At 64.8% G+C, this 25,023-nt stretch carries 27 protein-coding genes; 20 read left to right on the top strand and 7 right to left on the bottom strand.

Annotation, left to right across the window (positions count from 1 at the left end; translation table 11 throughout):
* Positions 1 to 249 precede the first annotated feature (249 nt).
* The 8 genes from VSR68_RS22230 to VSR68_RS22195 all read left to right on the top strand — a co-directional run bounded on the left by VSR68_RS22230 (position 250) and on the right by VSR68_RS22195 (position 7,159).
* Entirely contained in the window at positions 250 to 489 is a 240-nt protein-coding gene (locus VSR68_RS22230; RefSeq protein WP_342941896.1) for a hypothetical protein, read from the top strand.
* 26 nt (positions 490 to 515) lie between these two features.
* On the top strand, positions 516 to 824 hold the full coding sequence (locus VSR68_RS22225) for a hypothetical protein (protein WP_342941895.1): 309 nt from the start codon (positions 516 to 518) through the stop codon (positions 822 to 824).
* A 293-nt stretch (positions 825 to 1,117) separates the two neighbouring features.
* Positions 1,118 to 2,272, top strand: coding sequence for a DNA polymerase IV (dinB, locus tag VSR68_RS22220; RefSeq protein ID WP_342941894.1), 1,155 nt, complete (start codon positions 1,118 to 1,120; stop codon positions 2,270 to 2,272).
* A gap of 700 nt (positions 2,273 to 2,972) precedes the next feature.
* On the top strand, positions 2,973 to 4,004 hold the full coding sequence (gene pstS / locus VSR68_RS22215) for a phosphate ABC transporter substrate-binding protein PstS (RefSeq protein WP_342941893.1): 1,032 nt from the start codon (positions 2,973 to 2,975) through the stop codon (positions 4,002 to 4,004).
* Between the two features lie 175 nt (positions 4,005 to 4,179).
* A complete protein-coding gene (locus tag VSR68_RS22210; protein WP_342941892.1) occupies positions 4,180 to 4,392 on the top strand; it encodes a hypothetical protein in 213 nt (70 codons plus the stop codon).
* A complete protein-coding gene (locus VSR68_RS22205) occupies positions 4,392 to 4,595 on the top strand; it encodes a hypothetical protein (protein ID WP_342941891.1) in 204 nt (67 codons plus the stop codon). The genes VSR68_RS22210 and VSR68_RS22205 overlap by 1 nt, the downstream gene beginning before the upstream one ends.
* 194 nt (positions 4,596 to 4,789) lie before the next feature.
* On the top strand, positions 4,790 to 5,788 hold the full coding sequence (locus VSR68_RS22200) for a hypothetical protein (RefSeq protein ID WP_342941890.1): 999 nt from the start codon (positions 4,790 to 4,792) through the stop codon (positions 5,786 to 5,788).
* A 204-nt stretch (positions 5,789 to 5,992) separates the two neighbouring features.
* The gene (locus VSR68_RS22195) at positions 5,993 to 7,159 is read left to right on the top strand and encodes a J domain-containing protein (RefSeq protein WP_342941889.1); all 1,167 of its coding nucleotides are present in this window, start codon (positions 5,993 to 5,995) and stop codon (positions 7,157 to 7,159) included.
* Between the two features lie 104 nt (positions 7,160 to 7,263).
* On the opposite strand, the gene VSR68_RS22190 is transcribed toward VSR68_RS22195, so the two are convergent.
* Together VSR68_RS22190 and VSR68_RS22185 are read right to left on the bottom strand one after the other, a co-directional pair.
* On the bottom strand, positions 7,264 to 7,698 hold the full coding sequence (locus VSR68_RS22190; RefSeq protein ID WP_342941888.1) for a TerB family tellurite resistance protein: 435 nt from the start codon (positions 7,696 to 7,698) through the stop codon (positions 7,264 to 7,266).
* A gap of 57 nt (positions 7,699 to 7,755) precedes the next feature.
* Positions 7,756 to 7,941, bottom strand: a complete 186-nt coding sequence (locus tag VSR68_RS22185; protein WP_342941887.1) for a DUF3563 family protein — start codon at positions 7,939 to 7,941, stop codon at positions 7,756 to 7,758.
* 357 nt (positions 7,942 to 8,298) lie between these two features.
* Here VSR68_RS22185 and VSR68_RS22180 point away from each other — a divergent pair, with 357 nt between their 5' ends.
* The 3 genes from VSR68_RS22180 to VSR68_RS22170 all read left to right on the top strand — a co-directional run bounded on the left by VSR68_RS22180 (position 8,299) and on the right by VSR68_RS22170 (position 11,214).
* Positions 8,299 to 8,607 (top strand): DUF4148 domain-containing protein, encoded by a 309-nt coding sequence (locus VSR68_RS22180; RefSeq protein WP_342941886.1) that lies wholly within the window; start codon positions 8,299 to 8,301, stop codon positions 8,605 to 8,607.
* 217 nt (positions 8,608 to 8,824) lie between these two features.
* Positions 8,825 to 10,153, top strand: coding sequence for a sensor histidine kinase (locus VSR68_RS22175; protein WP_342941885.1), 1,329 nt, complete (start codon positions 8,825 to 8,827; stop codon positions 10,151 to 10,153).
* 386 nt (positions 10,154 to 10,539) lie between these two features.
* Positions 10,540 to 11,214 (top strand): response regulator transcription factor, encoded by a 675-nt coding sequence (locus VSR68_RS22170; protein WP_342941884.1) that lies wholly within the window; start codon positions 10,540 to 10,542, stop codon positions 11,212 to 11,214.
* Positions 11,215 to 11,252: 38 nt separating this feature from the next.
* On the opposite strand, the gene VSR68_RS22165 is transcribed toward VSR68_RS22170, so the two are convergent.
* The 3 genes from VSR68_RS22165 to VSR68_RS22155 form a co-directional block, all read right to left on the bottom strand.
* Positions 11,253 to 12,581, bottom strand: coding sequence for an MFS transporter (locus VSR68_RS22165; RefSeq protein ID WP_342941883.1), 1,329 nt, complete (start codon positions 12,579 to 12,581; stop codon positions 11,253 to 11,255).
* 138 nt (positions 12,582 to 12,719) lie between these two features.
* On the bottom strand, positions 12,720 to 13,652 hold the full coding sequence (locus VSR68_RS22160; protein ID WP_342941882.1) for a LysR substrate-binding domain-containing protein: 933 nt from the start codon (positions 13,650 to 13,652) through the stop codon (positions 12,720 to 12,722).
* A 290-nt stretch (positions 13,653 to 13,942) separates the two neighbouring features.
* Complete coding sequence (locus tag VSR68_RS22155; RefSeq protein WP_152756664.1) at positions 13,943 to 14,170, bottom strand: FmdB family zinc ribbon protein; 228 nt, start codon at positions 14,168 to 14,170, stop codon at positions 13,943 to 13,945.
* 226 nt (positions 14,171 to 14,396) lie between these two features.
* Here VSR68_RS22155 and VSR68_RS22150 point away from each other — a divergent pair, with 226 nt between their 5' ends.
* The gene (locus VSR68_RS22150; RefSeq protein ID WP_342941881.1) at positions 14,397 to 14,960 is read left to right on the top strand and encodes an SLATT domain-containing protein; all 564 of its coding nucleotides are present in this window, start codon (positions 14,397 to 14,399) and stop codon (positions 14,958 to 14,960) included.
* 106 nt (positions 14,961 to 15,066) lie between these two features.
* Here VSR68_RS22150 and VSR68_RS22145 read toward each other — a convergent pair whose 3' ends face one another.
* Positions 15,067 to 16,023 carry a PTS sugar transporter subunit IIA gene (locus VSR68_RS22145; RefSeq protein ID WP_342941880.1) on the bottom strand — a complete coding sequence of 319 codons (957 nt, stop codon included), beginning with the start codon at positions 16,021 to 16,023 and terminating at the stop codon, positions 15,067 to 15,069.
* Positions 16,024 to 16,550: 527 nt separating this feature from the next.
* On the opposite strand from VSR68_RS22145, the gene VSR68_RS22140 reads away from it, so the two are divergent.
* From VSR68_RS22140 to VSR68_RS22115, 6 genes are all read left to right on the top strand, one after another.
* A complete protein-coding gene (locus VSR68_RS22140) occupies positions 16,551 to 17,141 on the top strand; it encodes a BPSL1445 family SYLF domain-containing lipoprotein (RefSeq protein ID WP_342941879.1) in 591 nt (196 codons plus the stop codon).
* A 298-nt stretch (positions 17,142 to 17,439) separates the two neighbouring features.
* Positions 17,440 to 19,968: an EAL domain-containing protein gene (locus VSR68_RS22135; RefSeq protein WP_428983555.1), complete on the top strand. Its 2,529-nt coding sequence runs from the start codon at positions 17,440 to 17,442 to the stop codon at positions 19,966 to 19,968.
* Positions 19,969 to 20,047: 79 nt separating this feature from the next.
* Positions 20,048 to 20,434, top strand: coding sequence for an ester cyclase (locus VSR68_RS22130; protein WP_342941878.1), 387 nt, complete (start codon positions 20,048 to 20,050; stop codon positions 20,432 to 20,434).
* Positions 20,435 to 20,692: 258 nt separating this feature from the next.
* Positions 20,693 to 21,610, top strand: a complete 918-nt coding sequence (locus tag VSR68_RS22125) for an alpha/beta hydrolase (protein WP_342941877.1) — start codon at positions 20,693 to 20,695, stop codon at positions 21,608 to 21,610.
* Entirely contained in the window at positions 21,607 to 23,019 is a 1,413-nt protein-coding gene (locus tag VSR68_RS22120; RefSeq protein ID WP_342941876.1) for a hypothetical protein, read from the top strand. Before VSR68_RS22125 ends, VSR68_RS22120 begins: the two co-directional genes overlap by 4 nt.
* Positions 23,016 to 23,891, top strand: coding sequence for an alpha/beta hydrolase (locus tag VSR68_RS22115; RefSeq protein ID WP_342941875.1), 876 nt, complete (start codon positions 23,016 to 23,018; stop codon positions 23,889 to 23,891). The genes VSR68_RS22120 and VSR68_RS22115 overlap by 4 nt, the downstream gene beginning before the upstream one ends.
* 146 nt (positions 23,892 to 24,037) lie before the next feature.
* Here the strand turns inward: VSR68_RS22115 and VSR68_RS22110 are convergent, their stop codons facing one another.
* Complete coding sequence (locus tag VSR68_RS22110; protein ID WP_087739237.1) at positions 24,038 to 24,199, bottom strand: DUF1328 domain-containing protein; 162 nt, start codon at positions 24,197 to 24,199, stop codon at positions 24,038 to 24,040.
* A 202-nt stretch (positions 24,200 to 24,401) separates the two neighbouring features.
* Between VSR68_RS22110 and VSR68_RS22105 the strand changes: the two genes are divergently transcribed.
* Positions 24,402 to 24,623 (top strand): DUF2795 domain-containing protein, encoded by a 222-nt coding sequence (locus VSR68_RS22105; protein ID WP_342941874.1) that lies wholly within the window; start codon positions 24,402 to 24,404, stop codon positions 24,621 to 24,623.
* Positions 24,523 to 24,993, top strand: coding sequence for a four-helix bundle copper-binding protein (locus VSR68_RS22100; protein ID WP_428983554.1), 471 nt, complete (start codon positions 24,523 to 24,525; stop codon positions 24,991 to 24,993). Before VSR68_RS22105 ends, VSR68_RS22100 begins: the two co-directional genes overlap by 101 nt.
* Positions 24,994 to 25,023 lie beyond the last annotated feature (30 nt).

Below are 25,023 nucleotides of genomic sequence, written 5' to 3'. Positions count from 1 at the left end.
CGTTGTTTTTGGCGCTGCAATCGTTTGCGCCATTTGATTTGTGTGATTTGTCCAGCCGGGCGTCGCGAGATTGCGACGACCCGGCTTTTGTTTGTCCGCGTGCCGGATCAGCGCGGTAGACTGCTGCGCGCAGCGGCGGGCTTGGGGCTTGAGCTTCACGCACTGATACGCAATGACCGTTCCGGCCAATTGCATAAAAACCTGTATGGATATACAGTACTGGGGTGCGATTGACGAGGAGCGTGCGTCGTGGATATGCGCGTGAACAAACCTGTTGGCCATCCTATGCCGGAAATCGCGGCTTTTGTCGCGGCCTTGAAGTCGGCGTTCGGCGAACGGCAAATCGATGAAGCGATCCGCCGCGGCAAGGCTGGCGAGCCCACGTTTTATGCATGCGAGAACGGCCGGTCGGTGGGAACGGCGAGTTCGCCGGTGAGCGCGGGCCCGGCGCACGAACATCCCCACGCAGCGGCAAACGATGCCCGGTAAGACGCGCGAGGCAAGGAGATAAAGCAATGAATGCAGGTCGTCGTCTCTTATCCGGAATGACAGCCGGGCTGATCGCGCTGCTGATGGCTTCGGCGGCGCACGCGGAAAAGTACGTCGAAATCTGGAACCCGCCGGAGGCGCGCGGTCATTCCGCACCGGCGCCAAAGCACGCCCGCCCGCACACGCAAACGGCGCCACGGCTCGCGCGGAAAATCACCGAGCCGGGCAGCCAGCACCCGGACCAGGGCGCTTCATCGGTGGTGTCGTCGAAGAAGGCGCCGAACCGCAGTATCCCGCGCAAAATCGGTCCCGACGGCAACGTGTTCCGTGTTTGATGCGAGCTGCAAGCGGCTTCGTGCGACGCTGTTTTGAGCCACTTGTTTGAAGCAGCTTGTTTGAAGCAGGTCTCTTGCTGAAGCCGCTGTCTCGCGCCCGCATTTTGCGTCGCTGTTTTCAGCCTGTGTATTGCCAAATTCCACGACCGCGCGACATAGCCCGCCGCAACACATGCCAGCAGTGCGAGCGGCGTGAAAAGCACACAAGCAGAACGTGGCGTATCGTCGAGTCAGGTTCTAATTGAAGCATCCGCTGCCGCCGCCCACATCCATCGCACGCCGCATCACGCAACATGAGCGTCATCACTCGCCGTATCGCGCATCTCGACATGGACGCGTTTTACGCATCCGTCGAACTGCTGCGCTATCCGGAGTTACGCGGCAAGCCGGTCGTGATCGGCGGAGGACGCAACGCGACGCCTGAAACGCTGCCCGACGGCACGCGCCGCTTCGCGCGGCTGCGCGACTATGCGGGGCGCGGTGTCGTCACCACGTCGACTTACGAGGCGCGCGCGTTCGGCGTCTTTTCGGCGATGGGCATGATGAAGGCCGCGCAGCTCGCGCCGGACGCGATTCTGCTGCCCACCGACTTCGATTCGTATCGCCATTACTCGCGCCTCTTCAAGGCGGAAGTGGCGAAGTTCACGACGCGTATCGAAGATCGCGGCATCGACGAAATCTATATCGATCTGACGGACGTGCCCGGCGATGCCGCCGACATCGGCACGCGCATCAAGCAGGCCGTGCGCGATGCGACGGGTCTCACGTGCTCGATCTGCGTCGCGCCGAACAAGCTGCTGGCAAAAGTCGGCTCCGAGTTGGACAAGCCCGACGGCCTGACGATCCTGACGCCTGCCGACATCCCGTCGCGCATCTGGCCGCTGGCCGCGCGCAAGATCAACGGCATCGGGCCGAAGGCGAGCGAGCGGCTGGCCACGATCGGCATCCATACGGTCGGCGATCTGGCGCATGCGGCGCCCGACCTGCTGCAGTCCAACTTCGGACTCAGGTACGCGACGTGGCTCACGCACGTCGCGCAGGGTATCGACGAGCGTCCCGTCGTCGTCGAATCCGAGCCGAAGTCGATGAGCCGCGAGACGACATTCGAACGCGATCTGCATCCGCGCCACGATCGACCGGCGCTGTCGGAGTCCTTCACGCGCCTGTGCGTGCGCGTGGCTGAAGACTTGCAACGTAAGGGCTATGTCGGGCATACGGTCGGCATCAAGCTGCGCTTCGACGATTTCTCGACCGTCACGCGCGATCTGACGATTCCCGTCGCCACGTCGGATGCAGCGGCGATCCGGCGCGCGGCGACCGAATGCCTGAAGCGCGTCGCGCTGACGCGCAAGCTGCGATTGCTGGGCGTGCGAGTGAGCGGGCTGTCGCATGCGAGCGAGCACGCGCAGCCGCTGCCGGTGCAGGCGGAGTTGCCATTTACGGCCTGAGGCGAATGCGCGGCGATTGCTGGCGTGTGTATCCGCATCGGCATCCGCATATACCTGGCGGTCGACGGCCTTTCGACGAACGAATCGCCGACGCGCTACATCCACTGTGCGATCTCTTTCGGCAAAACCACGCGAAGCGATCCGCGCGGCCGTAAAGCCGCGTTTTTTTGACCTGCCCGAACTACGCCGCGAGCCGCATTGCATCCGTCACCGCAATGTCACGAAGCACGGCTAATTTCGAAACGCACCCCATACAAAGCTTTCTGCAACTGTCTTGCATGGGACCAGTAAGGCATGAGACGGCACAAGGCACCAAACCAGGCGCCAACGCTGGATCGACAGCCTGCATGGGATCGAGACAAGTGCTCAGCATGGGGCGGGAGCAAGTGTCAAAGCACGCAAACTCCGGCCGACTGCGCTGCATGGGGGCCGGCGTAAATGCTGAAGCACCAACTCCGGCCGACTGCTCTGCATGGGGCCGGCGTAAATGCTGAAGCGCAAACTCCGGCCGACTGCTCTGTATGGGGCCGGAGTAAGTGCTAAAGCACTAACTCCACCCGACTGCTCTGCATGGGGCCGGCGTAAATGCTGAAGCACGAACTCCACCCGACTGCTCTGCATGGGGCCGGAGTAAGTGCTAAAGCACTAACTCCGGCCGACAGCTAAAGCGCTGACTCTGGATCAACGATAGGAGGTGACCATGAAACTCGCATTCCTCGCCGTGGCCGGCATGATCGGCGCGCTGTCCAGTTCCTTCGCGCAGGCGGCCGACATCACGGGCGCCGGCAGCACGTTCGCGGCGCCCATCTACACGAAATGGGCCGACGCGTATCAGAAGACGGGCGGCGCCCGCATCAACTACCAGGGCATCGGCTCATCGGGCGGGATCAAGCAGGTGCTCGCGAAGACCGTCGACTTTGCCGGCTCCGACGCGCCGCTCAAGGACGACGAACTGGCCAAGGACGGGCTGTTCCAGTTTCCGACCGTCGTCGGCGGCGTGGTGCCCGTGGTCAACCTGCCCGGCGTGAAGCCGGGTTCGCTGGTCCTCTCGGGTCCCGTGCTTGGCGACATCTACCTCGGCAAGATCAAGAAGTGGAACGACCCGGCCATCGCCGCGCTCAATTCGGGCGCCAAGCTGCCGGATACCGACGTCGCCGTCGTGCGCCGCGCGGACGGTTCGGGCACGAGCTTCATCTGGACGCACTATCTGTCGCAGGTGAATCCGGAGTGGAAGAGCAAGGTCGGCGAAGGCACAACGGTCAACTGGCCGACGGGCACGGGCGGCAAGGGCAATGACGGCGTCGCGGCGTTCGTGCAGCGTCTGCCGGGCGCGATCGGCTACGTCGAATGGGCGTACGCGAAGCAGAACAAGATGACGTACACCTCATTGAAGAACTCGGCGGGCGCCGTCGTCGAGCCGAAGACGGAAACCTTCAAGGCCGCCGCCGCGGGCGCCGAGTGGTCGAAGTCGTTCTACCAGATTCTCACCAACGAGCCGGGCAAGGAAGCGTGGCCGGTCGTCGGCGCGACGTTCGTGTTGCTGCATTCGTCGCAGGAGAAGCCGGATCACGGCAAGGAAACGCTCAAGTTCTTCGACTGGGCATTCAAGAACGGCAACCAGACCGCGCAGGACCTCGACTACATCACGTTGCCGGATGCCGTCGTATCCGAAATCCGCACGCAGTGGAAGGCGAAGGTAAAGGACGCTTCGGGCAAGCCGATCGCCGATTGATCAGAATGCGCGCATAAAGGCGGACCGGCGTGCAAAAACGCCGGCCGTCACCGAACAGTAACGGGGCGTCGTGATAATGCGAATCCTGGCCCGAAAGTGGGCACGAGGCGCGGCTCCCGTCGTTCGGGACACAGCGCATCGGCCCGCACTACCTTGAAGAGCCAGAGACGTATCAATGACGATTCCCATGCTGACGACACACCGAGGCTATCGTTTGCAAGCCAGCGCCGCCATGGGCGACAACGGCATGCATGCGGCCGACCTGATCATCGAAAAGCCGGGGCTGCCGCCCCGCACGTTCAACGCGCTCGACTACTTCTACGACGGCGAACAGGCACTCAAATACGCGACCGCCTGGGGCCGCATCTGGGTCGACATGAAAGGCTGATGGAAGCATCGACGGCAGGCCCCCCGGACAATCGCGGCGGGCCATCGACCGCCTCAGCCGCAACGATCCCGTTTCCACTTAAGCGCCCCGAAAAATCGTTTAAATTCAGACGATTAGAAGAGCGCAAGGAAATGTTGGGCGTCGCACACAGCCGGATTTTCCTGCTCGACCGCCGCGTTTCTGCCCTATATGATGGCGCGTGACGGAACGCGTCTATTTGCTGGCTGATTTCGCATTGGGCCGGCGGTCCGCTTCGCACGATGTGCAAGACGCGCTGGACATTCCAGCATGAAGGGCGTCTCGCCGCTGTCGTGCGAAGCGCCGCATCGCGCCTGCATCCTTCGACCACAGACGCCGTATCGGGTAGGGCTGCCCGGTGAGCGGAAAGGGACGTGGCATGTTGAGCAAGTTGATCGATATCGCAAGAGATATCCGGCGCAGCGAACGGTTCAAACAATCGATCAGCACACCGGGCCGCATCTCGCTGCATGCGCAGCAGCGCTTGAACCACGGTTACTTCGCGATTGAAATTCGCGCGCATTCGGGTTTTTTCTCCGTGATGCAGATGGTGCTGTTCATCCTGATGTATTGCGACGAGAAGGGCCTGACGCCGCTGATTTCCGCACGCGGCGGGATTTACGGCGACCGCGAGGGCCAGGTCGACTGGTTCGCCGAATACTTCGATACCGTCAGTGTGTCGCCGAGGCCGGGCGCGAGCGTGCGGCTGCGAACGTCGGTCGTGCGCGATCTCAGCGTGCTCGGCTTTCGCCGTCGCTACGAGCCGCGGCTCGAACTGGAGCATTCGAGCGCGCTTTTCACGGCGCACTACCGGCCGGCCGCTCCGATCCGCGCGGAAGTCGACGCAATCTGCCAGCGGCTCGGCATCGGCGCGGCGACGCTCGGCGTGCATTATCGCGGCACCGACAAGAAGGTCGAGGCGCATACGATCGGCTGGGAAGAATTTTGCCGGCTCATCGATGCGACACTCGCCGAAGAGCCGCATCTGACGAACATCTTCGTGTCGAGCGACGAGCAGCCGTTCCTCGATTTCATCGCCGCCCGTCCGTTTGCCGTGCCCGTCAACGTCGCGCCCGCGCGGCTGCTGGCCTCGGGCGTCACGCCCGTGCATTTCAGCGGACATCCGGGGCTCGCCATCGGGCGCGAGGCGCTGGTCGCGAGCCTGCTGCTCGCGCGCTGCGGCTATCTGCTGAAGACGCCGTCGTATCTGTCGGCGTGGTCGAAGATCTTCAATCCGTCGCTGCCCGTCAAGCTTGCCGTCCCGCCGCGCGCAACCGCATTCTGGTTCCCGGACAGCCAGATCTGGAACGAGCAGCAAAAACGTAACGAGGAAACGGCAGAATCGGCCGTGCAGTTTTCCCACGAGAAGACGGCATAAACGGAAGACTGCATGACGAACGGCGTCGGGAACGGCGGCGCGCGCCACCTCGCACGATGTAGAAACAGCGCAACGGGAAGTGCGGTCCAGACCACAACGGCGATTCGAAAGCCGGGGCGCGGGCGCGCCCGCGGCCGGTAGGCTCGCTTTGGGTCGCGTAGAATCGACATAAAAGACAGCACGGCAATCGGGGAAGGGAAGGGCGTGAAGATTCACAGCCACTATGACAATCTGAAAGTCTCGCGGGACGCGCCTCAGGAAGTGATCCGCGCGGCCTATAGGACCTTGTGTCAGAAATATCACCCGGACCGGCGGATCGACGATCCGGACGCCGAGCGGGTGATGAAGATCATCAACGCGTCTTACGCGGTCCTGAGCGACCCGGCGCAACGCAAGGAACACGACGAATGGCTCGCGCGCAAGGAGCGCGAGGCGTCGGCTGCTGCCGCGACGGCGGCGTCGGCGTCGCGTCCGGGCGGTTCGTCGCATTCATCGCATTCGTCAGCATCGTCCGCCTCGTCTGCATCTTCCGCGTCGGCCTCCCAGCAGATGCCCCGCTATGCCGCCGCGCAAGCCGAGGCGACGGCGCGCGCCGCGCCGCGCGGAAGTGGCTGGACGTCCCAGGCTCGGGTCGATCCGCGCGCCGCTGCGCGCAAGAAGCCGCGCATGTCGTTCGGACATGTGCTGCGCAGGGTCTCGTTGCGCGGCTGGATCGCGATTGCGGCATGCGCGTTCGTCGGCTACGTCGTGATTACGGAATCGATGTCGCCGTGGCCGTTCACGCGCAACATCACATCCGGTGCGCCATACGGCGAACACGGCCACACCGATGCCGACAGCCCGGCCGCAACCGACAGCAACGGCCGCGCGATGACTGCGATGGCGTCGGCGCAGGCAGCGACGTCGCCGTGGACGAACGACGCATCCGGTGCCGCAAGCGACGCGCGCGCGGCCGCCGCATACGTGCGCCCCAGCGTCGCGCCGAACGGCGCGCCGTGGCCGGCCACCGCGGGTTATCTCGACGGAACGCCCGTCGGCGCATCGGGCGGGCATTCGTCGGTGACGATCGACAACTCGATCAACCGCTTCGATGTGTTCGGCAAGCTGGTCTACAACGCGTCCGTGTTCGATCAACCCGTGCGCCACTTCTTCGTGCCGGCAGGGCGGACCTTCACGCTGAAGGACGTCACGCCCGGAAGCTACGACATCCGCTACCAGAATCTCGACGACGGCGGCATCTACAAGTCGCAGCCGTTCGGGCTCACCGAGCAGGCTGTGGGCAACGGTCTCGACGCGACGCATATCAGCGTCATGCTGTACGCGACGCCGGGCAGCATGCAGGCGACGGCGATCGGCCGCGGCGAGTTCTAGTTTCCGGCGGTCCAGCCATCGTGCCGCGAACCGCCATGCGGCTTGCTGAACGCACGGCGGCATGACGACGGCACCGATCCAGCATCGCTACACGGCCGTTGCGCTCACGACCTTCGACATCTCGCGCGAGCGTTGCGGCGACTCGCGTTCTCTAGCGGCATTCGCCACGCGGCGCGCAGCACGCGCATGAACATGTCCTCGCCTTCGGACAGATGACCGTCGGCGTGCGCGCTTTCCCTGCATAGCGCGATGACTTCGCGTCGCAGACGCGCATCCTTGATGTCCTGCGCCAGCTGAAAGATCACGGCGGGATCGAGCCGGCAGGTGTCGCCCCAGTTCAGATAGGCCGTCGTCGTGAGGTCTTCGCACATCTGCTGGATGACGGCGAGCAGTCGTTCTCGGTTCAGCCCGAGCCGCTCCTCCATGCCGTAACGGTCCAGCGCTTCGAGTTCGTGGATGCCCACGTGTCCATCCGAGAGCAGGCAGGCCGCGACGATACGGGCTGCGGCTTCGGGGCTGTCGCATCGATAGTGACGCATTTCAGATCTCCATTTGCATTGATCGATTGAGTCCGGTCTTGTGCGGCATGCCGCCGCTCATGCGATCCAGTCGCGCGGCATCATGCTCGAATGGACGTGGAACGGATGGCCGCCGTCGTCGAGCCGACGCATGCGCCGTTCGAGATCGGCGAGATCGGTCGACGAAGCGAGGAAGGCATTGCGTTCACGTTCGCGTGTGTGCGTGAACAGCGCGCCGAGACGGTGAGCGAGTCGGGTCAACATGATGGGCTCCTTCAGTGATGCAAAGAATCGGGAACGTGCGGGCGAACGAACGGTTCGCGTCGCGGCGTGGATGCGATGCGCTTGAAATCGGCGTGCCGTCTGTTGCTTGGAGTCGGGCCGCTGCATCGACGGATTGCATCGTAGTCACGCCGAATTAGCCGGAAATGAGGTCATACATGCGGAAATCCTGCGGCGGGACGATCGGATAGGACACGACGTGACATATCGAGGCCGGCGGTAGCCGGATGTGAGCGGCGCTCATTCTGTGCTCACTATTGACGGCCAGAATGCGAATGAACCGATGCATCGAACGCACGGCATCGGCAACTCATTCGATAACCTCTGGAGAGAAACGTCATGAAATCGCTGATTCAAACGGCTACCGTCGCTGTGTTCCTCGCATTGCCCGTTGCATCGTTCGCGCAGACCAATGCGCCCGTCACGAGAGCCGACGTGCAGGCCGAACTCGCGCAACTGGATCGCGCGGGCTACGAGCCCGCTAGCGACTACGCGCACTATCCCGCGAACCTGCAGGCGGCGCAGGCACGTATTCAGGCGCAGAACGCAGTCGAATACGGCGGTGTCGCCGATGGCACATCGCAAAGCGGCGCGTTCGATCATCCGCAAAACGACGTCGGATTGAAGTCGATCTACGTCGGGCATTGAACGTCTGCCGGCAGCATTTTTCGTTGCAGTGAGTTGTGGACGCGCGGAGCAATCGGCGCGTCCGCATCGCTGCTTTGAGAACGAGAAGGGCCGGTAGCGCGGTGTAGAATCGGCTCGCAACGACAAAGCCTGCACGTGTTCTTTCGCGCGCGGCCGTCGCGTTCAAAGCTGCAAAAGCTGCACGCACAACGCTCTTCGGACGGCACGCTTCATCACCATGTCCATGCCCAAGATCCGGTCGCTAAGAAATCAGATCGTGCTCGCCTTGTGTGTGCTGGTGAGCATCGTCGGCGTGGTGCAGGGCGTCAGTTCATATCAATTGTCCAAGGCGGGGATGAGCGCGCTGCTCGACCTGCGACTCGAACAGGCGGCGACGCGCCTCTATAGCAGCGGCCTTGCCGAGTCGCTCCCCGCGATACCCTCGCGCGGTTCGCAGCCCGAGCGCGATATCGTCGTCACCGTCTGGAAAGACGACATCGAAACGCCCTATCGTTCGACGGAACCCGCGCTCGCGTTGCCGCGCAATGCCGAGGCGGGCTTTCTGACGACGGAAGTCGACGGCGAAAGCTGGCGCATCTACACGCTGCGCGAGCCGGGGATGGTCGTCCAGGTCGCGCAGCGTTCGCGCGTGCGGCATGAGCTGGCGCAGGCGCGCTCGATCAATACGCTGTGGCCGATGGTCGTGCTGGTGCCGCTCGTGTGGCTCGCCGTGCTGCTGGTCGTGCGGCGCGCGCTGCGGCGGCTGACGCGCCTCGGCGCCCAGGTGCAGGCGATCGACATGACGCATTTCGAGCAGTTGTCGACATCGGGCGTGCCGACCGAAATACGCCCCTTCATCGTTTCGATCAACAAGATGTTCGAGCGTCTCGCGCAGTCGATCGAAGGCGAAAGAAAGTTCATCTCCGACGCCGCGCACGAATTGCGCACGCCGCTCACCGCGTTGCAGTTGCAGGCCGACAATCTTCAGCCGCACATCGCGCCCGGAAATCAGGCGCGTTTTCGCGAACTGCAAAGCGGCATACGGCGCAGCGGCAGACTGATCGCGCAACTGCTGCGGCTCGCGCGTGCGGATGCCGCGCTGCAGCCCGACACGCTGACGCGCGTCGACGTGACGAAAGTGGTCGTCGATGCCGTTGCCGAAGTGCTGCCGATTGCGATGAAGCGCGGCATCGATATCGGCGCCGACGAAATGGCGAGCGCGCATGTGCGCGCAAACGAAGCGGACATCGGCATTGCGCTGCGCAACCTCGTGAGCAACGCGATCCGCTACACGCCGGATGGCGGCAAGGTCGATCTGAGCGTGCACGCGCGCGACGGCATGGTGTGGATCGAGGTCGTGGACACGGGGCCCGGCATCGACGAGGCGCTGTTGCCGCGCGTGTTCGACCGCTTCTTTCGCGCGAACGCGCAGATAGAAGGCAGCGGGCTGGGGCTGTCGATCGTGCAGGCCATCGTGAACCGCTATGGCGGCGCGGCGAACTTGCGCAATCGCACGGATGGACAGTCGGGCATCGTCGCTTCGATCGGATTCGACGCCGTGCCCTGAGCGCTTGCGCTCACGCGTGGCGCTCATTCACGCTTGCTCATTGTTTGCTAACTTTGCGCGCCCATGATGGAACCGTTGGAGCAGGCCCCTCTGGTTCTGGCATGGCGACGAGCGCACGCCAGAATCTTTCCGCCGACTGCGCGAGCGGTCGGCTTTTTTTCGCCTTCATCACTGCCGAAACCTGCGCGACGTCCACCATATAAACGCAAGCCAAACGACGCAAACAACTCGGCTATCATGCGTTGTGGCCGGCGTGCGATAGCGGGTTCGCACCGGCAGGCTACGGCCTGGAATCACAATTCGCCGCCTGGGCGCGAGTCGCTCCGCCGCGAACGGTCCTCGCGCCGCAGCCAACGACAATGCTTCGTTGCCGTGGACACGACATCATGCGAGTGCTACTGGTTGAAGACGATCTGCAGATTGGCCAGAGTCTGCTGCGCGCGCTTCAGGACGCCGATTACAGCGTCGACTGGGTACGCGACGGCAAAGCGGGCAGCGCGGCCATCGCGGCCGCCGAATACACGGTCGTCCTGCTCGATCTCGGCTTGCCCGACATGGGCGGCATCGAATTGCTGAAGTCTGCGCGCGCGGCGGGCAACACGGTGCCCGTGCTGATCCTCACCGCGCGAGACGATCTCGAAGCGCGCGTCCAGGGCCTCGACGTGGGCGCCGACGACTACATGCTCAAACCCTTCGACGTTCCCGAACTGCTCGCGCGCATTCGCGCCGTGCTGCGCCGCAAGGCGGGCTATGCATCGTCGCGGCTCGGCGACGACGCGTTGAGCCTCGATCTCGACAAACGCACGCTGTGCTGCAACGGCGTGTCGTCGGTGCTGTCGGCGCGCGAGTTCGCGCTGATGCTCGCGTTCCTCGAACGCCCCGGCACGATCCTGTCGCGCGATCAGCTCGAAGACAAGCTGTACGGCTGCGGCAAGGAAGTCGAGAGCAACGCCGTCGACGTGCTCATCCACTCCGTGCGCAAGAAGTTCGGACAGTCGGTGATCCGCAACGTGCGCGGGCTCGGCTGGACCGTGATGCTCGGCGATACGCCGAAGACCTGAAAGCCCCCGGCGCATCGCGGCACTTCACTTCAGGCACTTCAGGCGCGCGCCGTTTCGGTGGACGCGCCGCTCGAATGAACCGTATCGTCGATGGGGAAATGCAGCAGCGCCGCGAACAGTCCCGCCAGCGCCGTCGCGCCCCAGATCAGCGAATACGAGCCCGTTACGTCGAACACGAAACCGCCGAGCCACGCGCCGAGAAACGAACCGATCTGATGGCTCAGGAACACGATGCCGAACAGCGTCCCCAGATGCCGCGTGCCGAACACCTTCGCGATGAGTCCGCTCGTCAACGGGACGGTGCCGAGCCATGTGAGGCCCATCACGGACGCGAACAGCACGACCGAGAGCGTCGATTTCGGCAGCAGGAAGAACGATGCGATCGTCGCGCCGCGAATCAGGTAGAGCCAGCCGAGCACGTGCTGCTGACGCAAGCGCCCGCCGAGCCAGCCACACGCCCAGCTGCCCGCCATGTTGAAGAGCCCGATCAGCGCGAGCGCGGTGGCGCCGAGTCCCATCGGCATATGGCACAACGTCAGGTATCCAGGCAGATGCGTCGCGATGAACGCAAGCTGGAAACCGCACGTAAAGAAGCCGAGCGTCAGCAGCCGGTAGCCGCGATGGCGCGTCGCGTGCGCGAGCGTCTCGCGCAGCGACGTTCCAGGCGATGATGCGGGCGACGCTACAGGCGATGATGCGGGCGACGCCGCCGCATGTGATGCCGCCGCATGCGGCGCGGCAGCCCCTTTGCCCCGGCGGTCGAGCACGATGCCGAGCGGCGCCGCGATCAGCATCAGGAATGCAAGCGCGAACAGCGACGTCGATATGCCCGACGTTTCGCGCAGCGTCTGCGCGAAGGGCACCATCAGCACCTGGCCGAGCGAGCCGCCCGCGCTCGCGATGCCCATCGCCATGCTGCGCTGCTCGGCCGACGCGACGCGTCCGACGGACGTCAGCACGACGCCGAACGTCGTGCAGCTGACGCCGATGCCGACCAGCAGCCCGAGTCCCGCAATGAGCGCGAGCCCCGACGGCGCGCCCGCTGCGAGCGCGAGGCCCGCCGCGAACGTCGTCGCGCCGAACGCGACGACGGGTGCCGCGCCGTAGCGGTCGGCGGCTGCGCCTGCGAACGGCTGCGCGAAGCCCCATACGAGATTGTGCAGCGCGATCGCGAACGCGATCAGCGTGACGGGCAGGCCGCGGTCATACGAAAACGGCCCGATGAACAGGCCGAAAGTCTGCCGGATGCCCATCGCGACGCTCAGGATCAGCGCGGCGGCGACGATCACGTAGAACGTCGGGTTCTTCAGCGTTGTTGCGAGAGTTGTTGCGTGCGTTGTTGCATGAGCGGGTTTGGCCGTCGACATGGTTCGTTTCCTCCTCGCGGCCATCGTCGCAGCAGCGCGGCCACGCGACAAACGAAAAGTTTTCGGCGATAGATGAACAGAATTCACTCATGACGAAGGACTCGCCGGTGTCGATCGCGCGGGGAAGTGCCCGCAGCGTTACCGCGACGACGCCGCCGCCTCGTCAACGGAATGCTGATCGTCGAACGCCTGTGCTTCGTGAAGCAGCCAGCGCTTGAACGCCTGCCGATCGGGCCGCTCGTCGGCGCCCTCCGCGCTGACGAGCCAGTACGCGGTCTTCGCTTCGACGGTCGGCGCGGCGGCTTCGACGAGCGTGCCTGCATCGAGCTCGCGGTTCACCAGCGGCCGGCGGCCGATCGCGACGCCCATGCCCGTCGACGCCGCTTCGAGCGCCAGCTGGATCGTGTCGAAGCGCAGCCCCGGCGAAGCGTCGATGTCGGCGATGCCCGCGCCGTCCAGCCACGCCTGCCAGTCCTCGCTCGCGGTATCGACGTGGATCAGCGTTGCGCGGCGCAGATCGACGTGGCCCTGCGCATCGACGAGCGTCGCGCGATAGGCCACGCTGCAAACGGGCACCAGCCGCTCGCCGAACAGCCGGCTCCAGTCGCTGCCCGGAACCGGGCCACGGCTCAGTCGAATGCCGAAGTCGAAGCCGTCGATGGGAAAGCCGACCTGGCGGCGCGACGTGTCGACGGAAACGTCGACGCCGGGCCAGCGCGCGCGAAAGTCGTGCAGGCGCGGCACGAGCCAGCGCACGGCAAGCGTCGGCGCGCAGCTCACGGAGATCGTGTGGTGCGTGCGGCTGTCGGGCAGCCGCTGCGTGCCGAGTGCGATCAACGAGAACGCCTCGGCGATATACGGAAAATACAGCTCGCCTGCGGGCGTCAGCGACAGCTTGCGCGGCTCGCGCACGAAGAGGGCGACGCCGAGCGCTTCTTCCAGTGCGACGATGCCGTGACTGACGGCGCTCGGCGTCACGTTGAGTTCAGCGGCCGCGAGCTTGAAACTGCCGTGCCGCGCCGCCGCCTCGAAGAATCGCAGCGAGTTCAGCGGAGGCAGGCGAAGCGGCATGACACGTCCTTCTGGCGTGATGGTTGACGTCGGCGCTCATCGACCGATAGCGCAGAATGCCTGTGGCCCATTCGCGTGCCGCTCGATGGCTCGATGGCTCGATGGCTCGATGGCTCAATGGCTCAATGGCTCAATGGCTCAATGGCTCGATGGCTCGATCGCTCAATGGCTCAATGGCTCAATGGCTCAATGGCTCAACGGCTCAACGGCTCAACGGCTCAACGGCTCAACGGCTCAACGGCTCAACGGCTCAAGTGCTCAAGTGCTCAAGTGCTCAAGTGCTCAAGTGCTCAAGGGCAGCACGTGCAGCCGCGATGCCGCATGCCGTATCCGCCTTCGCCGTCGGACGCGGCGCCGCCCGACGCCGACGAGCCGCCGAGCAAGGCGGGCGCGCCGATCCGCACGCGTTCGGCGGGGCTCCCGCAACGGGGACAGTCGGCTGCTTCGTCGCGTTGCGCGATACGCCGCACTGCTTCAAACGCGCCACAGTCGGCGCACTCATAGTCGTACACAGGCATCACTTGCTCCCACGAATCCCGTCATCGTACCGTGTCCGCCGCGCCTGCGTGAACTCCGCGTTTCGCGTCTGCGCGTCGCGAAGCGGGCCGTGCATGCGGTCGATACGAGGCTGACACGAGGCCGAGGCGACATCGATTCGACGTCGATGCACGCGCCGTGCGCAAGGACCATGCCGCACCGCACGATGCTATGCTGGACTTTCCTTGTCGAAGAGAGGCGGCACGCATGACGATGGTCGATACGCAAGCGACACCCGGTTCGGGCGCGCAGGTCGAGTACAGGCCGCCCGTCACCGAAGACGAACTGCTGCTGAAATGGATACGCCGCGCGCGCGAATCGCAGAAGAGCCATTACGACATGGCCGATCTGCTGGCTGCGCGCAACCGCCTGTTCGGCATCGGCGTGACGGCTGTTTCGGCCGTGGTCGGCACGACCGTGTTTCTGTCGCTGGTGGCGTCGGCGGACTCGCGGTGGGCGCGGCTCGTGGTCGGCATGGTGAGCATTGCGGCGGCCGTATCGGCGGCGTTGCAGACGTTCATGCGCTACGCAGAACGGGCAGAAGAGCATCGCTCGGCGGGCGCGCGCTATGGCGCCGTGCGGCGTCAACTGGAAGCGATCTACGCCGGCGATCCCGGCTCGCGCGACGGCCTCTATGTGAGCGCGGTCCGCGAGACGCTCGACCGGCTCGCGGAAGATTCGCCGAGCGTGCCGCCACGCGTGTTCAGACGCACGCAGGAAACGTTGCGCGTCGCAGCGGCGCAAAGCCGCCACGAAGGACGTTGGGAATGAACGCGGTCGACGCGCGATGCCGAGCGCAACGACGTGGCGCTTCGGCGCCGGGCATGGAGGCCAAGGGCTCAGATCCTGGGCCCTCAGACGCTTAGGCCCTCAGACCCTACGCCCTCAGACGCGTCCCCGATGCGCCGTTAGTGCCAGCGGGGCGCTGCATCGGCGTCAACGACGGTGTGAGCGTGCCGTCGTCTTCGACGTCGCCGCCGAACAGGCGGCAAACCTCGCTCGCGCTGCCGCATCCACGCAGACGCTCGCGAAAGTGCTGATCGCAAAAGCGCTGCGCGACGTCGGCGAGCAGGTTCAGGTGCGTCGTGTTCGCGCCTTCCGGCACGAGCAGCGCGATCACATCGCTGACGGGCTTTGCATCGGGTGCGTCGAAATCGAACGGCACGGCGGGCCGCACATACACGACGACCGCGTTGCGCAGGCCGGCGATCTGGCTGTGCGGCACGGCGACGCCTTGTCCGAGACCCGTCGAGCCCAATGCTTCGCGCGCGCTCAGTCCCGCGACCACTTCATCCGCCGATACGCCGTAGCGCGTTTCGCAAAGCTCGCCGAGCCGGGCGAAGAGCGCGGCGCGATCCGCGATGCCCGCATCGAGCAGCACGTTGCCGGGGTTCAGCAGACGGTCGAGCGACTCGACGTCGTCGCTGACGGGCGGCTGCCTCGCTGCGCGCAGCGCGTTGGCCGCGTGTGTCCAGGACGTCGCGCGCAACAGATCGCGCCAGCCGTCCGTCGGCGTTTCGGGGATCTCGAACAGATGGCCGAATTGCGCGGCGGGCGCGATGCGCGTCACCTGTGCGATGGCGCCGTTGACGGCGTCCTTCGGCAGATACAGCGACAGTTGCACGCGATCGCTATGCGGCAATGTCGCGATGCGGATGGTCCAGGGCTGGCCTGCGCAGTCGCGGGTGAGCGCGCGCCGCAAAGGCGTGACATGCTGCGAGTCGAGCGTCACGCGCATCATCACGCTGCGACCGGCCGTGTGCCGCCGCGCGGCATCCGCGCGGGCGCGGTGAACGCCGAAAATCGCGCGCAGGATGGCACTTGTCTTCGTCATGCCGTCTCTCCAGACCTTGACACGATCACTAGCGTAGCGCGATCCGCATTAAAGCCGAATAAAAAAGTCATGTGCGGCGCGCTCGCGGAATGCGGGGTGCCGCACTGCGCGACAACTGGCGCGAAACGATGATCGCGATCGGGTGCAGCGCGCCAACTGCCGGATCACGCTCGGGCGCTGCGCGGCCGTGGCGGCTTTCGATGGCGCGCAATGCAGGTTCCCGATGCGGGCGCGTAATGGCAGGTACCGATGCAGGCGCGCAATGCAGGTTCCCGATGCAGGTGCGCAATGCAGGCACCCGATGCAAGCACCCGATGCAAGCACCCGATGCATTCGCCCAATGCATTCGCCCGATGCATTCGCCCAATGCATTCGCCCAATGCATTCGCCCAATGCATTCGCCCAATGCATTCGCCCGAAGGAACTCCGGCGACGCATTCGCTGTCATCAAATAGGGCCGTCCTCTGCCGACGCAAGGACAGAGCCGCCGTCGCGACAACAATTCGGAACTACAAAGGGAGAAAACAATGCGCCGTCGCCGATTCCTCGTCATGACCACTGCCGCAGTCGCCACGAGCGGCCTGTCGCTTGCCGGCTGCACGACCACGGGGCCGTCGTCGGATGCGACGCCTGAGGCGAACGCCGGCAAGCGCCAGTCGATCGACGCCGACGTCAACGCGACGCTTACGCGCCTGTTCAACACGATCGGCGGCTCGCGCGAACTCGCCGACAAGGCGCGCGGCATTCTCGTGTTTCCTTCCGTGATCTCGGCGGGCTTCTGGTTCGGCGGACAGTACGGGCAGGGCGCGCTGCGCGTCGGCGGACAGACGTCGGGCTACTACAGCATCACGGCGGCGTCGTTCGGCTTGCAGATCGGCGCGCAGTCGAAGGCGATCATCATGCTGTTCATGACGGACGACGCGCTCAACAGCTTCACGCGCAGCCAGGGCTGGGCGGCGGGCGTCGATGCGACCGTCGCGGTGCTGAAGGTCGGCGCGAACGGCAACGTCGATACGTCGACGGCGACGAGCCCCGTCGAAGCCTTCGTGCTGACGAACGGCGGATTGATGGCGGGCGTGTCGCTCGAAGGCTCGAAGATTTCCCGTCTGATCATCTGATCGCTTGAGTGCAGCCTCGATGCTGCCTCGATGCAGCGGCCGTGCGCCTGCGATACGCGCGGGCGCACAACGAGTACGGCTGCGCGAGCCTTCGCGCCGCATTCCCGTGTGATCCTCCTGCGACATTCTGCCACTCAGGTTTGGCGCTCGACCTGCCGTCAAGAGGAAGGTTGAAGTGTCACTCCGTTGGGCGTCCGCAGACCCCGTCGATGCAGCAGCGAACCTGCGAGGCCGTCCGGCTTTGCCTGCGCGCATGTCATGCAGACGGCCGCGAAGGTTCGCCGCTTTGAGCCAGTCGATGATAAACACGAGCAGTTACGCTATTCCCGTTTCACGCCTCATCGCGCGTCCGATGGTGACGTGCGCCCCAGCCACGCCCGTGCGCGAAGTCGCGCGGCGCATCTTCGCGGAACGTTGCAGCTCGATTGTCGTGATCGACGACGGCAAGCCCGTCGGCATCTGGACGGAACAGGATGCGCTCGCCGCCGGCGAGGACGCCGATGCACTCGATCGTCCGATCAGCGACGTGATGAGCGCGCCGCTTCTCACGCTCGATGCAGGCACGCCGCTCGGCGAAGCGGCTGTCCGTTTCAAGCAGTCGGGCATTCGGCACTTCGGCGTGGTCAGGGACGGCGCCTGCATCGGCGTGCTCACGCAGACGGACGTGATCGTGAACCAGGGCGCCGAATTTTTCCTGCGCCTGAAGCCGATCGAATCGATTCACGTACACCAGCACGTCGCGGTGCCGGCGCATCAGCCGCTGCACGACACGATCGCGCAGATGCGGGCGCGCAAGCTCGATGCCGTCGTCGTCGAGTATGACGACGGCGAGCACGGCATCCTGACCGAGCGCGACGTGTTGCGTCTGATCGTGAACGACCGGCTCGACGGCGCGGTCGGCGATCGGGCGAGCCGTCCGTTGCAGTCGCTCGCGGCGACGCAGAGCCTGTACGCCGCGCAGCGCCTGATGCTGCAGCGGCACATCCGTCATGTCGGCGTGTGTGACGGCGACGGACGCCTCGCGGGATTGCTCAGCTTCGCGGATCTTCTGCAAAACATCGAGGACGAGTACGTCAGCGAGCTGCAAAACGCCGTGCGCGAGCGCGACGAGGCGCTCGGTCAGGCGCGCTTCAGTCTGCGGATGGCGGACCGCGTGTTCGAGTCGGCGCTCGAAGGCATCATGGTGACTGATCGCAACGCGAAGATCGAGCGCGTGAACCAGGCGTTCACGCGCCTCACGGGCTATACGCAAGAAGAGGTGCTCGGGCGCGACGCGAGTCTGCTGAACTCGGGCCATCAGCCGCCCGGGTTCTACGCGGAGCTGTGGCGCTCGCTCGAAACCGACGGACACTGGCAAGGCGAGATCTGGAACCGCCGCAAAAGCGGCGAGCTGTATCTCGAGTATCTGACCATCACGAGCATTCGCAACAACGACGGCGACATCTCGCACTACGCGGGCATCTTCTCCGACATCACGCAGCGTCGTCAGACGGAAGAGCGGCTGCGCTACCTCGCGACGCACGATGTGCTGACGGGGCTCGCGAATCGCGTGCTGTTCGAGGAGCGGCTCGAGCGGGCGATCATTCATGCGGGCCGCAGCAGGCGCAAGTTCGCCGTGATGTGTCTCGATCTCGACCGCTTCAAGCTCGTGAACGACACGCTCGGCCACAGCGCCGGCGACAAGGTGCTCAAAGTGGTGGCCGAGCGGCTTCGCGCTGGTCTGCGCGAAAGCGACACGGTCGCGCGGCTCGGCGGCGATGAATTTGCGCTCGTGCTGGAAGACTTCAACGATGTCCGCGACGTGGGCCATCTTGCGGGGATGCTGCTCGAATCGGTGGGGCAGGCGATCGACCTCGGCGGACGCGAGATCTTCACCACGCCGAGCATCGGCATCAGCATCTATCCCGACGACGGCGTGCACGCCGAGCAACTGATGATGCGCGCCGATCAGGCGATGTACGGCGCGAAGAGCCGTGGACGCAACGTGTTCCAGTTCTTCGAGAGCAACATGACGTCGTCGGCGATCGCACAACTGGAGACGCTCGGCGAGCTGCACCGCGCGCTCGAGCAGAACGAATTCTGCCTGTACTACCAGCCGCAATACGATCTGGCGACCGGCCGCGCGGTCGGCGTCGAAGCGCTGCTGCGCTGGCGTCACCCGCAACGCGGGCTCGTGCCGCCCGGCGAATTCATCGGCATCGCCGAGCAGTCGACACTGATCGTGCCGCTCGGCCGCTGGGTGCTGCGCGAGGCGTGCCGCCAGGCGCGCGCGTGGCTGGATGCGGGCATCGAGTTCGGCCGTATCGCCGTGAACCTGTCGGCGCGGCAGTGCCTTACCGACGAGTTCCTCGGCGACCTGTCCGCCATTCTCAGCGAGACGGCGCTGCCGCCCGAGCGCCTGCAACTCGAACTGATCGAGAGCATGGCGATGAACACGCGCGAAGAGATCGGCACGCTGTTGCGCGAGCTGGTCGCGCGACGCGTGAGCCTTGCGATCGACGATTTCGGCACGGGCTACTCGTCGCTCGCGTACCTGAAGGATCTGCCCGTCGATACGCTGAAGATCGACCGCTCGTTTCTCGGCAGCAGCGACGCGCACGATCCGGATCGCGCGATCATTCGCGCCGTCGTCGTGATGGCGCGCGCGCTCGGCCTCGATGTGGTGATGGAAGGCGTGGAGACGCCGGAACAGCTTGCGTTCCTGCAAGAAGTGGGCTGCCATCAGGGGCAGGGCTACCTGCTGGCGAGACCGCAGCCTGCCGAACGGCTGACGGAACTCATGCGGCGAAGTTGCGATGCGGTAGTCGAGCAACTGGAGAGTGCGTAGAAAGCGTCACTTGATTCGGGCAGCGCACGTCGGCAAGATTCATTGCTCATGCACTTCGGATGCGCCAGGAGCCACGGCCATGATCGAAACGCGTCTGCCCGCCATCTACCGGGATTACATCGCGTGCCTGAACGGGCAGGACTGGCCGGGCCTCGCGCAGTTCGTTCACGACGCCGCGATTCACAATGGCCGGCGACTCGGCTTGTCCGGGTATCGCGCGATGCTTGAGCGGGACTTCGCGGAAATCCCGGATCTTTACTTCAACATTCAGTTGCTGGTCTGCGATCCGCCCTTTATCGCAAGCCGATTGCAATTCGACTGCACGCCACGGGGCGTATTTCTTGGCCTTCCGGTGAACGGCAAGCGTGTTTCGTTTGCCGAGAACGTGTTCTATGAATTCCGGGCGGACAAGATCAAGGAAGTCTGGTCGGTCATCGACAAGGCCGCCATCGAAGCCCAGCTTTAGCGGCTAGACAAACAGCCGGAACCACGACCCGCAGACCGGCTTCGCTGCTGCGTTCGACGCAATCGCAAGCCACACGGCTTGCGCCTCTGCGCTCAGTCGATTCCTGACAGCACGCTTGACGCCGCGACCTTGACCGCGTTTGCTCGCGTGCATTGCAGCAGGAACAGCAATTGCTCACATCATTGATTCCGACGCGGCACCGACGCATGCATGCGCCGCCGACGCGTGCCGCTACTGCTTTTCAACGGACACAAGACGTTGCAAGTTCTTCCTGTCTGCCTCGCCGTCTGCATCGTGCTCGGCGGCGCCTGGCTCACGCTCGCGTGGCGACGGCTCGAGGCCACGCCCGCGCTGACCGGGGCCAGCCGTGCCGCGGGCATCGGCGGCGTCTATACGGAGGTCGGCCGCTGCCGGATGTTTCATCGCGTGCATCCCGGACCGGCCATGACGCAGCAGACGATGCCCGTCGTGCTGGTCCACGGCCTTGTGATATCGAGCCGTTATATGGAACCGCTTGCGAGCGCGCTGGGCCGTCACTTCCGCGTGCTCGCGCCGGACCTGCCAGGTTTCGGCGAAAGCCGGCTGATCGACGGCAGCCACGCGCGGACGTTGTCGCTTGCGCAACTCGCCGACGCGTTGCGCGACTGGCTGCGAGCGCTCGGCGTCGAAAGGGCGGCGTTTGTCGGCAATTCGTTCGGCTGCCAGATCATCACCGATCTCGCGTGCCGTCATCCGGATGTCGTCGACCGGCTCGTTCTGCAAGGGCCGACGACCGATCCCAAGGCTCGCTCGCTCATGAAGCAGGTGTATCGCGATCTCGTCAACGGCCGGCGCGAGCAGATGCGCTCACCCGCCGCGACGGGACGCATCGACTACGCGAAGGCGGGCCTGCCGCGCGCGTTCGCGACGATGCGAATATTGATTCGCGACAGGATCGAAGAGCGGCTGCCGCACGTTGCTGCGCCGACGCTGGTCGTGGCCGGTACGCGCGACTCCGTGGTGCCGCTCGAATGGGCGGCCACCGTCGCGCGGCTCGTCCCGCGCGGAACGCTTGCTGTGATCGAGGGAGGCACGCACACGTTGAACTACGTCTATCCGCACGCTTTTGCGCTGGCGGTCGCGCCATTCCTGACAGCAGGCGCGCACACTCTTGCAACCGAGGCCGCACGACCATGAATAGGCCACCGCGCGGCATTGCCCGTTTCGACTCGGCGGCCGGCATGGCGCAGGCGCTGGCCGCGACGTTGCACGGCAAGCCGTTCGTGAGTCCGAGCCAGTCGCGTGTGCAAGACTGGCTGATGTCGTCCGCCAACCGGTTGTCGCCGCGCGCCCGCGAACGCTGCTACAGCATTGGCGGCATGATGGAAGGGATACGGCGGCGTCAGGTGCGCAAGCTGGATATCGAACGCATCGCCGAATGGATCACGGGGCTGTATCCTCAACGGCAATACAACGCCGCCATCGTCGGGTCGTCGAATGGCGCACTGGTTCATCTCGCGGCTGCGTTGCGGATTCCATGGCTGCCGCAGACGTTCCTGTGCCCCGTGCGCGCCCCGTTCCGCGACCCCGACGACGCGCAGCGCGGTTTCAACGAAGGCCGCCGCATCGTGGAGGCGTTGCTCGCCGCCGACGAGCGCATCGCGGTCCATCATATGCAAGACCCGAATCAGGACAGGCTGATGCTGCACGCGATGCACTATTTCCGCCTCAAGCATCTCGCGCTGCCGCTTGCGTATCGCGAGTTTCTGCTGAGCAGCCTGCGGCCTGGCGGAACCTTGTATGTGAACGCGTGCACGCGCGCATGGCCCGTCACGCGCACGAGCTCGCGCTCCGTCTATCAGTTCGGCGCGACGGGCGGCGCGACCGAGGACGAGTATCTGCACGGCGGCCCATCCGTGAAAGCGAGCCTCGCGCGCTACGGCAGCAAGCGCACGCACTGGGCGCCGCCCGCGCCCAACGACATCGCGCCCGAAGCCGAGTGGGGCTTCGACGAACGGCTGATGCGCGACATCGAATGGCTGGCGGCGCAGATGCGATGGCGGATCGTGGAGATCCGCTACGAGGAGCCCGAGAGCCTGAGCTTCGTGACGGCGGCCGTGTATCGCGACTGGTATCGCGATGTGGGGATCGTGCCGCGCAGGCTCGTCGTCGATTCGTTCCTGCTGATGGAGCCGCTCACCACGATGCGTCTTCACGCGCTGCCGTTCTGGCTGCTGTTCTGCGTCGAGTCTTCGGCGGATGCGTTGCAGCGTTATCTGCAGACGCAGCCCGCATTCGACGAAATCGACATGATGCTGTTCTCGCATGGCGTCGAGAGCATCGGCTATGCGCCGATCGATCGCTGGCGCGCGCTGCTCGATACGGCGAAGAGCGAGGGCCGCTTCGCAGGCGTCGATGAGGCGCACTATCCGCGCGACTTCGCGACCTTCGCGCGCTTCGGCCGCGCGCTTGCGCGCCTCGATCCTCAATTTCCGACACCGCCTGCATTGACCTGCGCGCGCTTCGAAGCGCTGCTTCGACAGCATGGCGCGGCGCATCGCGTGCAGTGCGCCGAGCGCGCGTCCGTCCAGGGCGCGACGGCATGAGCGAAACGGTGCGGCTGATTCTGCTGTCGCTGCTTGCCGTCGTGCTAGCCGGTTATGCGATCGTCGTCGCGCTGCTGTTCTGGCTTCAGGGGCGGCTGGTCTATCCGCTCGAACAGATCCGAGGCGTCGCGCGCAACGCGGCTGCCGATCACATCGAGCCTGTGACGGTGCGCACGGCGGACGGCCTCGTGCTGCCCGGCCGCTATGCGCCCGCAAGCCGACACGATGCATTCACCGTCGTGCTGTTTCATGGAAACGGAGAAGACCTGTCGCAACGCGTGCAAATCGCACATGATCTGATCGCGGCGGGGCACGGCGTGTATCTCGCCGAATATCGCGGCTATGGCGGCGCGCCGGGACATCCGTCGGAAGCGGGCCTGTATGCGGATGGCCGCGCGGCACTCGACTTCGTCGCGCAGCGCACGAACCGGATCGCCGTGCATGGCTTTTCGCTCGGCACGGGTGTCGCGGTGCGAATGGCGTCGGAGTACGAAGCGCTTACTGCGCTGATTCTCGAAGCGCCGTTCACCTCCATCGCCGACGTGGCGAGAGCGCGCTTTCCGTTGTTCGCATTCCGCTGCATGGTGCGAGACCGCTATGACAACCTTGCGAGCATCGGCCGCGTGCGCGCGCCCGTGCTGATATGCGGCGGCCTCGCCGACGCCGTCATTCCGCCTGCGCACTTCGCGCGGCTTTACTCGGCTGTCCGCGCGCCGCGCCGGCTCGAATTGATCGACGGCGCGGGACATGTCGATGTCTGGGAGCAGGGCGCGCGCGAGCACGTCTTGCGTTTTCTCGACGATCTGCGACGCGTGAGCGCCGCCGTCGAAACGGATCAGCATCGCGGGCGCACTGCGCCGCACGATGCGTGAGCCGCTGCGTGTAAAAGAAGCACCTCGCAGAAGCGCCTTATAGAAGCACCTTATAACCGCGCCTGATGCGAGGCGGCGGCGATGCGAGCCGTCCGATCGACGACGTTCACGCGTTCGCATCGCCGCTTCTTGCGCTTGCCGTTACGTTATCGCCGCACGACGCCCATCAGCAGCGTCACGATGAAGATCACGAGGAAGATGAAGAAAAGGATCTTCGCGATGCTGGCCGCGCCCGCAGCGATCCCGCCGAATCCGAAGACGGCGGCAATGATCGCGATGATGAAGAAAACGAGAGCGTAGTAAAGCATGGTAGGGATCTCCTTTATGAGGCCGCGCCGGGTTAGCGCGTGCGCTTCACAGGGACTGAGCAACCGTCGTGCCGTCGCCTCATGAAGTCGAAAGCGGGTGTCCGCGCGTTGCCTGAGTGAAGCCGGTAGGCCGCAGTGCAAGCGCTGGCCTTGGAACGTGGGATGCACAACTCCGGCTATAGCAATTCTTCAATGGAGCCAGATGATGTCCACATCGAATGCGAAGAATCCGGCCATCCGGAAGTTCATCGACGTGCAAAAGGCGCTTAAAGGTGCGTCTTATCCCGCTGCCAAAAAAGATCTGCTGAATACGGCGAAGCAGAATGGCGCTGACGAAGAAACGATGGAAGCGCTGGCGGCATTGCCGGACGATGAGTACGCAAACCCTGCTGAAGTATCGAAGGCGGTGGGCAACGAAGACTGAACAGCGCGTGTTTGCGTTGCAAACGCAGCGAGGATCAATCGAGCACGGAGAACCTATGACACCCGAGCAAACCATTCGCGCGTTGGACGACTGTGCCAGGGCATGCGCGACGTGCTACTCCGCGTGTATCGCGGAAGGCGCGTTGCCGGAGATGGAAAAGTGCATACGCCTCGACCTGGACTGCGCGGCGTTGTGCCGATTCACATCGGAGGCGCTTGCGCGGCAATCGCAATTCGCTGGTGAATTCTGCCAGTTGTGTGCTCGCATTTGCGATGCGTGCGCGGACGAGTGCGGGCGGCATCCGGCGGCGCATTGCGCGGCGTGCAGCGACGCATGCCGCAAGTGCGCCGAAGCGTGCCGGGCGATATGAAGCGTCGCGGTGACGGACGGCGCGCCGATT

The sequence above is a fragment of the Paraburkholderia phymatum genome (assembly GCF_038900715.1).
In the GTDB taxonomy this organism is placed as follows: Bacteria; Pseudomonadota; Gammaproteobacteria; order Burkholderiales; family Burkholderiaceae; genus Paraburkholderia; species Paraburkholderia phymatum_A.
This window is presented reverse-complemented; position numbering and strand designations above follow the sequence as displayed.

Coding starts and splice junctions, on each gene's coding strand:
- VSR68_RS22225 (WP_342941895.1), top strand. CDS start 516: ATGAATGCAGGTCGTCGTCTCTTATCCGGAATGACAGCCGGGCTGATC.
- dinB (WP_342941894.1), top strand. CDS start 1,118: ATGAGCGTCATCACTCGCCGTATCGCGCATCTCGACATGGACGCGTTT.
- pstS (WP_342941893.1), top strand. CDS start 2,973: ATGAAACTCGCATTCCTCGCCGTGGCCGGCATGATCGGCGCGCTGTCC.
- VSR68_RS22210 (WP_342941892.1), top strand. CDS start 4,180: ATGACGATTCCCATGCTGACGACACACCGAGGCTATCGTTTGCAAGCC.
- VSR68_RS22205 (WP_342941891.1), top strand. CDS start 4,392: ATGGAAGCATCGACGGCAGGCCCCCCGGACAATCGCGGCGGGCCATCG.
- VSR68_RS22200 (WP_342941890.1), top strand. CDS start 4,790: ATGTTGAGCAAGTTGATCGATATCGCAAGAGATATCCGGCGCAGCGAA.
- VSR68_RS22190 (WP_342941888.1), bottom strand. CDS start 7,698: ATGCGTCACTATCGATGCGACAGCCCCGAAGCCGCAGCCCGTATCGTC.
- VSR68_RS22185 (WP_342941887.1), bottom strand. CDS start 7,941: ATGTTGACCCGACTCGCTCACCGTCTCGGCGCGCTGTTCACGCACACA.
- VSR68_RS22180 (WP_342941886.1), top strand. CDS start 8,299: ATGAAATCGCTGATTCAAACGGCTACCGTCGCTGTGTTCCTCGCATTG.
- VSR68_RS22175 (WP_342941885.1), top strand. CDS start 8,825: ATGTCCATGCCCAAGATCCGGTCGCTAAGAAATCAGATCGTGCTCGCC.
- VSR68_RS22170 (WP_342941884.1), top strand. CDS start 10,540: ATGCGAGTGCTACTGGTTGAAGACGATCTGCAGATTGGCCAGAGTCTG.
- VSR68_RS22165 (WP_342941883.1), bottom strand. CDS start 12,581: ATGTCGACGGCCAAACCCGCTCATGCAACAACGCACGCAACAACTCTC.
- VSR68_RS22160 (WP_342941882.1), bottom strand. CDS start 13,652: ATGCCGCTTCGCCTGCCTCCGCTGAACTCGCTGCGATTCTTCGAGGCG.
- VSR68_RS22155 (WP_152756664.1), bottom strand. CDS start 14,170: ATGCCTGTGTACGACTATGAGTGCGCCGACTGTGGCGCGTTTGAAGCA.
- VSR68_RS22150 (WP_342941881.1), top strand. CDS start 14,397: ATGACGATGGTCGATACGCAAGCGACACCCGGTTCGGGCGCGCAGGTC.
- VSR68_RS22145 (WP_342941880.1), bottom strand. CDS start 16,023: ATGACGAAGACAAGTGCCATCCTGCGCGCGATTTTCGGCGTTCACCGC.
- VSR68_RS22140 (WP_342941879.1), top strand. CDS start 16,551: ATGCGCCGTCGCCGATTCCTCGTCATGACCACTGCCGCAGTCGCCACG.
- VSR68_RS22135 (WP_428983555.1), top strand. CDS start 17,440: ATGATAAACACGAGCAGTTACGCTATTCCCGTTTCACGCCTCATCGCG.
- VSR68_RS22130 (WP_342941878.1), top strand. CDS start 20,048: ATGATCGAAACGCGTCTGCCCGCCATCTACCGGGATTACATCGCGTGC.
- VSR68_RS22120 (WP_342941876.1), top strand. CDS start 21,607: ATGAATAGGCCACCGCGCGGCATTGCCCGTTTCGACTCGGCGGCCGGC.
- VSR68_RS22115 (WP_342941875.1), top strand. CDS start 23,016: ATGAGCGAAACGGTGCGGCTGATTCTGCTGTCGCTGCTTGCCGTCGTG.
- VSR68_RS22110 (WP_087739237.1), bottom strand. CDS start 24,199: ATGCTTTACTACGCTCTCGTTTTCTTCATCATCGCGATCATTGCCGCC.
- VSR68_RS22105 (WP_342941874.1), top strand. CDS start 24,402: ATGATGTCCACATCGAATGCGAAGAATCCGGCCATCCGGAAGTTCATC.
- VSR68_RS22100 (WP_428983554.1), top strand. CDS start 24,523: ATGGCGCTGACGAAGAAACGATGGAAGCGCTGGCGGCATTGCCGGACG.